Raw genomic sequence first — 6,809 nt, forward strand, 5'->3', positions numbered from 1 at the left:
AAATCGACTCGAGGACAAGTGAGCACAAAGCGATTGAGCGGAAGCTACATTTTAAACTTAGCTTCCGCTCAGTTAGTTTCACAGTAGTTCCGTGCATAAAGAACTACGAAGAGCCATCATAACGTCGTGGGGGCGCGGCACGCCTCTCACTTCGCTTTCTTCCCTTCCTTCGCTTCCTCGGCCACTCGACTTTCATGCTGCTCGATCTCCTTCAATGCGGAACTGAGCTGCTCCTTTACCGCAGCTAGGGTCTCCCGCTCGATGTTCTGATAAAGAATCGTCCGATTTTCTGTACCAGCGCAATAGATCGTTCCTCCACACGTAAGCCTGGTGTCAAGGCACGTGTAGGTTCCGAACCTGCATGGCAAGACTGACGGAGTACAGTGGAGCGTCACAAGGCAGATGAGAGTAGGGTGGCATCCCCCGGAGGCGTAGCAACCGCCTCCCGATGCGTAGCAGCCGCCTCCCGATGCGTAGCAGCCGCCTCCCGATGCGTAACAGCCGCCTCCCGATGCGTAGCAGCCGCCTCCCGATGCGTAGCAGGCTACGGTAGGGTTGCAGTTTATTTGCGCTCCAACTCTGGTGATGTCGATCATCAGCTCTTTGACATCGAATGCCATATTTCACCTCTCTGCCGGAAAGATATTATTCAGTCCGCCAAGCAGGTGCGCATTATGCATGAACCCGATGGGAAAATGCAATGAAATTTTGCAACTATAACAGGCATCGGCATGCGTCAAAGGAATGACAGTTAGACGTCTGAGCATCAGGAAGTTGCGAGACTTGAATTGAATAAATGACCGGCGTGCGAGAGTGATGCCGACCGCCAAAAAATCCACCCGTAAAGCGACGGTTCTCCTACAAGCACCGGGACCCCTGGCGAGGAATGGGGCCGCTTGAATAACCATTGCGCTGCAGAATTGGGTCAAGTCTGGCGCATCCTGTTCACGAAGCGGATCGCGGCGCGATGACGCTTGAACGCGGGCCTTAAAATGAGCGAATGCATTGAGCAGCGCTGGCATGAGGTGGATTTTCCGATCAAGATCGCGCTGAATGCAGGTATTCAACTGTAGCGGATACTGTAGCGGGTACCGGTCTAGATGGACTTGTATGGGTCTAGACGTGAAACCCTAAATCATTGAATATACGAGCGCATCGAATCCGGTATAAGCCGCCAGAAATGACCCGGACAGGTCTGAAAAACCTCTATGCGCGGGTTCCATTCAGGACTATTTTCGCGTCTCGGACTGCGAAGGAGTCGTGGCAGGCCTTCACCGGGGATAATACCAAGGAGTCTCGCCAGTAATCGGTGGGTCTCAGTTCAATGGCATGACTCAACCAACCGCCTTATTTGTGAGCTACATGGAACGGGGACGTAATGAGCAGTAAACCTCTCAAAAAGCTTCCCGCGCAACTGTTAACCGAAGGGTTGTAGGTTCGAGTCCTACCTGAGGAGCCAGAATTTATCTAAACGTGTCTAAGCTGACACACGCTACATAATAAAATCAATAACTTAGACAAAACGCCGTCCTGACTTGTCCAGCCAGAAACAGCCGAATCCAGACCCAAATCCGGTACAATCCAGAAATCAGCTACCCGGTATTACGGACTGGAGAGCATATGGCAAGCAACAAGCTGACAGACGTGCGCGTGAAGAAAACTGCTGCGAAATCAAAGCCCTACAAACTTACTGATGGACATGGTCTGCATCTATTCGTCACTACGGCAGGCAGAAAGTACTGGCGGTGGAGCGTCTACCGGGGTAAACGCGAAACGGTTGTGGCGATCGGTGAATACCCCGCAATGTCTTTGAGTGATGCCCGTGTGGAGCACGCCCGTCGCGCATCGATCGTGCGTGCCGGTGGAAGCCCGAGTATGAGGCAACCGGTACCAGGAATAGCCCAACCCGGCGCGGTCACATTCAGACAGGTCTACGACAAGTGGATAGAGGTCTGGAAGGCGGGGCTGGACCCTGAGTATGTGGATCAGGTACGCAGTCGCCTTGAGTCAGATGTGCTGCCAATCCTGGGACCCCGCCCGATCGCCGACATTCTGGCCCCTGAAGTTACGGCAGTGGTGTCCGCGATTGATGCGCGTGGTGCAAATGAGTTGGCCCGTAAAGCGCTTCGGGCCACCAGTCAGATTTTCAGGTTTGGCATCACTCACGGCTTTGTCGCCCGTAATCCCGCTGTTGATGTTCGCCCCGGTGACTTCCTCCGAAAGGTCGCAGCGCAGAATCATGCTCGTGTAGCGCAAGCGCAAATCCCCAAACTCCTGCTTGACATCGAGCAGTACTCAGGCCGCGAAGTGACCAAGTCGGCGATGCGCATCATGGCGCGAACATTCACTCGTACAAGTGAACTGGTGGAGGCGCCGTGGACTGAGATCGATCTCGACGGCGCACGGTGGGTGATCCCGGCGCTGAGGATGAAGATGCCTACGCCTCACATCATCCCATTGTCACGGCAGGTGGTGGCCGAGATGCGTAAGCTGCAGTCTCTGACGCAGAATGAGCAATGGCTGCTGCCAAGCGACTGGTACCAAGATCAGTGCATGTCCACGGGGGCGATCTCGGGTGCGTTGAAGCGTATGGGGTACCGCGGTGTCATGACTGGTCATGGGTTCCGTGGGGTTGCCTCAACCGTTCTCCACGAACTCGGCTACGAGGACGCACACATCGAGGTTCAACTCGCTCACTTAAAGCGCAGCAAGAACAAGACGGCTGCCGCATACGATTACGCGAAGTATTTGGAACCCCGTGCGAGGATGATGCAGGACTGGAGCGACTTTCTTGATGATCAGTTGAACAAGGCGAAGACTTACGCCGTCTGATAGCGCTCCAGTTCTTTTCGTGGGTTACCGATAGGGGGCTCCCTTTTTGATCGAACCAGGGCACAATGCATCCTGGTGAAAAACATGAAAGCAGCAGAACGACGGGAAATCTTAGAGCGGGACCAACAGTTGATGGTTGCGATGGGGCGAAGCTCGGCGCTGGTGGACGATTTTAGGAATTTTCTGCTTGGGACGACGTGACGTGCCGAGATGTGGAGGCCAACTCCACGAGTCTTCGCTATCCCCGGTCCCCAAAGGCGAGGGACCGGGGGCACCCTCAGTGCAGTTGGGAACAATCATCGGGACCGGGGCCACCCGCCGCGGGGTGACGTGTCCCTATCCAGCCGATGCCGTAGGCAGCGTGCCCTTCGGGATGTTTAGCGGGGCCGGTCAGTTACGCTGATCGCTCCATGCACGTCGATGGCGTACACCCAAGCTCCGGCTAGAACCATCTCCGGCATGCTCGGCTTACGGGTCAACACGAACATCACGTCGGTGTCTTCAGGTAGATCGCTCAGAACGTGTACGTGATACCCGCCCGCGACCGTCTCCGCAGAGCTTGCGGGGGCTGTCTCGATGATGCTCTTGTGCAGCTGGCGCTTTTGCTCGATCTTCGCGCCGTCTGATGAGACGCGGTAACGCACGTCCCCTCCCAACGGATAGACGCCGTCTTCGACCTGGGCCGGATACAAGTAAACGTACAGACCCCCGCGCTCTGCCGGAAGCACGGCGATGTTGTAAGGGCGATCCGTTCTACCGAAGTCGTCTGAGGCCAACTCGATCCCCTTTGCGGCAGACAGAGTCCAGCCCGTATCCTCGCGCATCGGATCGAAGCTCTTGACCTGGAACCTCGCCGAACCGACCGCCAGAACCGCCTCGTGAGCGACGAGGAACTTGTCCCCGGTTGCGCTGATCCGACCAAAATCCACCACCCAACCGGCCTCCGTCTTGTAGGCGATATAACGTCCGGTCGGGTCTGCTTTCGGATGAGCGGCCATCACTGCATCCGTGGCATGCCATGCAACCCAGTCATACTGCGCGAGCATTCGGCCCCGCTCGGTGATGGCCGCCAACTCCGCAACAGACGGCTTGCCCGATGCTTCAGCTCTCACCGATAACAAGGGCAACACGGCTATGGCAAAAAAGACCGAGACAAGTGACTTAGTGATGTACATTGATCCTTCGAATCTCTCGGACATGGAACAGAACGCCTGTGAAGATGTCTTCGCTCTTCCGACGCTTCTGGAAGGAAGCTTCGATTGTCACATAGGTCTTATCCAAGGATTTGTACTGCTGCTGTTGCGCTTGCGTGAGCGAGACGTAAATGGAGTTCAGCGACAGTCCCTCCTGATAGTCCTCTTTATGGAGATACAGCGCCTGCCCTTCGAAGTCCAGCACAAGGAAGCCAGAGACCTGAACCTGCTTCGCGCTGCTACTCGCTGGCATGGCAAGCAGTGTCACGATGCTCACCGGAAGTGCATGTGGGGCATCATCATCGGGTGCCACAGCTGCCACTTGCGCTAAGCTCACTCGCCCAGCTATCAGCATCAGGATCGCAGCAACAGCGACTTTGAAAATCAGCTTTGTCTTCCATGGCATATCGCTCACAAGCCCTTCATTGGTTCGGTGCATGGGGATCGTAGACAACGACTCCGCACGGCTCGCTGCTGCAACCCATACTCGGATCGTATTTCCACACCTTCCCGCTCATCTCTTCTCCCATGTACTCGGGGAGCCTTTGCGATGCAGACCATCCGGCATCTCCCATCGACATGCCAGGCGCACCGATTCCCGGATGCGTGTGGTAGCTGCCAGCAGCGCGATACCCAAAAGGGACCATGACGTGACTTGCCCAGAAGTGCTGGTTGCTGTGGAATGTAACAGGATTTGTAAAAGTGTACTGGCCGCTCTGCTTGTTTTGTAGGAGTCGGCCTCCCCACTCGTATTTACAACCTGCTGGACATCCTCCGTTCGGGTCTGGCTGTGATGTCGGGCCAAGCGCTTGACGCGCCGCAGCTATTCCAGCAGCATTGCGTCCGGCGGAAGTGCCAGGGAATCGCAGGGGGCTGACACCGGGCGAGAGATTAAAGTTTGGTCCATCATCCGGTCCTGCACCGGGACTGTTTTCCCCGCCCTGGTCGTTCGACCCACTGTTGCCGCCACCACTGAATGCGTTCTTCAACCAATCCCACGCCGACGTTACCATGCAAACGACGCTCGGGTCGCCGCCTCCGCCGCAATCCTTAGATAAGCCCAGAGGGTCGGTGTAACTAAGCGGATTGTTTCCTACATACGCATAGAGATTGAGCATCTGCGGATTTTCGGGATCAGCCATGTACAGCCCCGACGGATCGGGCGACAAAAACCGTCCCATCGACGACGCGTAGTAGCGTGCTGGGAAGTAGTCGTTGCCGGATTCGGAGTCTCGTTCTTTGCCGGTGAACAGGTGCTCGGTTGGAATTGGGAAACAAGACTCGCCATCACCGAACGGCAGGCTTTGGCAACTCCGTTCCACCACGCCCGCATAGTCCGTTTGCACTCGCCGCGAACCTAATGGATCAGTCAAATAGAAATGCAGGCCATTGTTGTCGTAGGTTGCCAATAGCATACCCGCGGCCCAGGCATTTGTATGTGCAACCCCAGTTGCGACGCCGTTGCTCACTGTTACCTCTGTGACCTGTTCACCCGCTGGGCCCAGCACGTAGTCTGTCGAAGCTTGGAAGCCGTTGGCGGATGGATCGCAGCTTCCCCAGCTCGCACTGCCTTTGGCGACCCGAATGCCGTCTGCATCGTAGATGTAGGCGGTCGTAACCCCAACGAGCGTATTCAGAACCTCGCAGATACGGCCCTCTCCATCATAGAGATATTGGCGGGCCCCATCGTTCTGGACGTTCCCCGCCGCATCGTATCCTTGCCCCTGATTGGAATTCGTGCTCGTCCACGACATCTGGTTATTATTGGCGCCATTCACTGTACCGTTGAATTGCGCCTGGACGACCGGACCCAGTGACCCTGTCGTCTGACAGGTTGTCGGTCCACCCATGGTACTGGGAAACGCAACGCTGGCGCTCATCTGTGTAGTTCGGTTCCCGAAACTGTCCAAATTCCAGCAGTTGTTCGGATACGGATTGCCGGGTTCGTTCCCGTTTGCCGTCGCGAGGCGATTCAGAGTGTCATAGGTGAAGTTCATTGTGCCCATGACGGAGTCAGTATAACTGGTGATATTCCCCACGGCGTCGTAGCTTGCCGCATAGCTGTAAATGGATTGTCCGGACACAGGTTGATGGACGGTTTGGCTGAGCGGACTGGAAGTGACGGCGCCGTAGCTGCCATTTCCGGGCCAGGATGCGGTAATCGAATCATTGCCAGCCGGTAAGCTGCTGGTAGTGAACGTCGCACTCGTGCCGCTGATTGTGCCGGTGCCAATCGATGTGCCGCCGTTGTAGAAGGTGATCGTGCCCGTGACTCCATTCGAAATCGTCGCGGTGAAGGTCACACCTGCTCCCAGGGGAGAAGGATTGAGCGAACTCGATAAGGTCAATGAAGGCTTGGGTTGGTTGACTGTTTGGGTAAGCGGGCTGGAAGTGACCGGGCCGAAGTTGCCATTCCCCGGCCAGGATGCGGTAATCGGATCGTTGCCCGCGGGCAGACTGCTTGTGGTGAGCGTCGCCGTCGTGCCGCTAATGGATCCTGTGCCGATCGACGTGCCGCCATTATAAAAAGTGACCGTACCCGTGAGTCCATTGGAGATGGTTGCCGTGAAGGTTACGCCCGCTCCCAATGGTGACGGGTTCAGCGAGCTCGACACGGTCAGCGTAGGCGTAATGGGCGACACCGTTTGCGTGACCGGACTCGAAGTCACAGGGTTGTAACTTGAATTCCCCGGCCACGAGGCCGTCCGCGGCAAAAGCCGAAGCGCATCATAGCCGACCGCGGCTACGACTCCGACCCACTGCGCGAGCGATTCAAGAACCGAG

General features: G+C 56.4%; 6 protein-coding genes. 1 reads left to right on the plus strand and 5 read right to left on the minus strand.

The window, feature by feature from the left end:
* Positions 1–146: 146 nt before the first annotated feature.
* Both WA354_RS01795 and WA354_RS01800 read right to left on the minus strand, forming a co-directional pair.
* Positions 147–620, minus strand: a complete 474-nt coding sequence (locus WA354_RS01795; protein WP_472811296.1) for a hypothetical protein — start codon at positions 618–620, stop codon at positions 147–149.
* A 3-nt stretch (positions 621–623) separates the two neighbouring features.
* On the minus strand, positions 624–1,022 hold the full coding sequence (locus tag WA354_RS01800) for a hypothetical protein (RefSeq protein WP_472811297.1): 399 nt from the start codon (positions 1,020–1,022) through the stop codon (positions 624–626).
* A 598-nt stretch (positions 1,023–1,620) separates the two neighbouring features.
* On the opposite strand from WA354_RS01800, the gene WA354_RS01805 reads away from it, so the two are divergent.
* Positions 1,621–2,832, plus strand: a complete 1,212-nt coding sequence (locus WA354_RS01805; protein ID WP_472811298.1) for a tyrosine-type recombinase/integrase — start codon at positions 1,621–1,623, stop codon at positions 2,830–2,832.
* A gap of 377 nt (positions 2,833–3,209) precedes the next feature.
* Here the strand turns inward: WA354_RS01805 and WA354_RS01810 are convergent, their stop codons facing one another.
* From WA354_RS01810 to WA354_RS01820, 3 genes are all read right to left on the minus strand, one after another.
* Complete coding sequence (locus WA354_RS01810; RefSeq protein ID WP_472811299.1) at positions 3,210–4,007, minus strand: hypothetical protein; 798 nt, start codon at positions 4,005–4,007, stop codon at positions 3,210–3,212.
* Positions 3,994–4,440, minus strand: a complete 447-nt coding sequence (locus tag WA354_RS01815) for a hypothetical protein (protein WP_472811300.1) — start codon at positions 4,438–4,440, stop codon at positions 3,994–3,996. The genes WA354_RS01810 and WA354_RS01815 overlap by 14 nt, the downstream gene beginning before the upstream one ends.
* A 7-nt stretch (positions 4,441–4,447) precedes the next feature.
* A partial coding sequence (locus tag WA354_RS01820) for an RHS repeat-associated core domain-containing protein (protein WP_472811301.1) occupies positions 4,448–6,809 on the minus strand: 2,362 nt, incomplete at its 5' end.

This window comes from Occallatibacter sp. (genome assembly GCF_049802275.1).
GTDB lineage: Bacteria > Acidobacteriota > Terriglobia > Terriglobales > Acidobacteriaceae > Telmatobacter.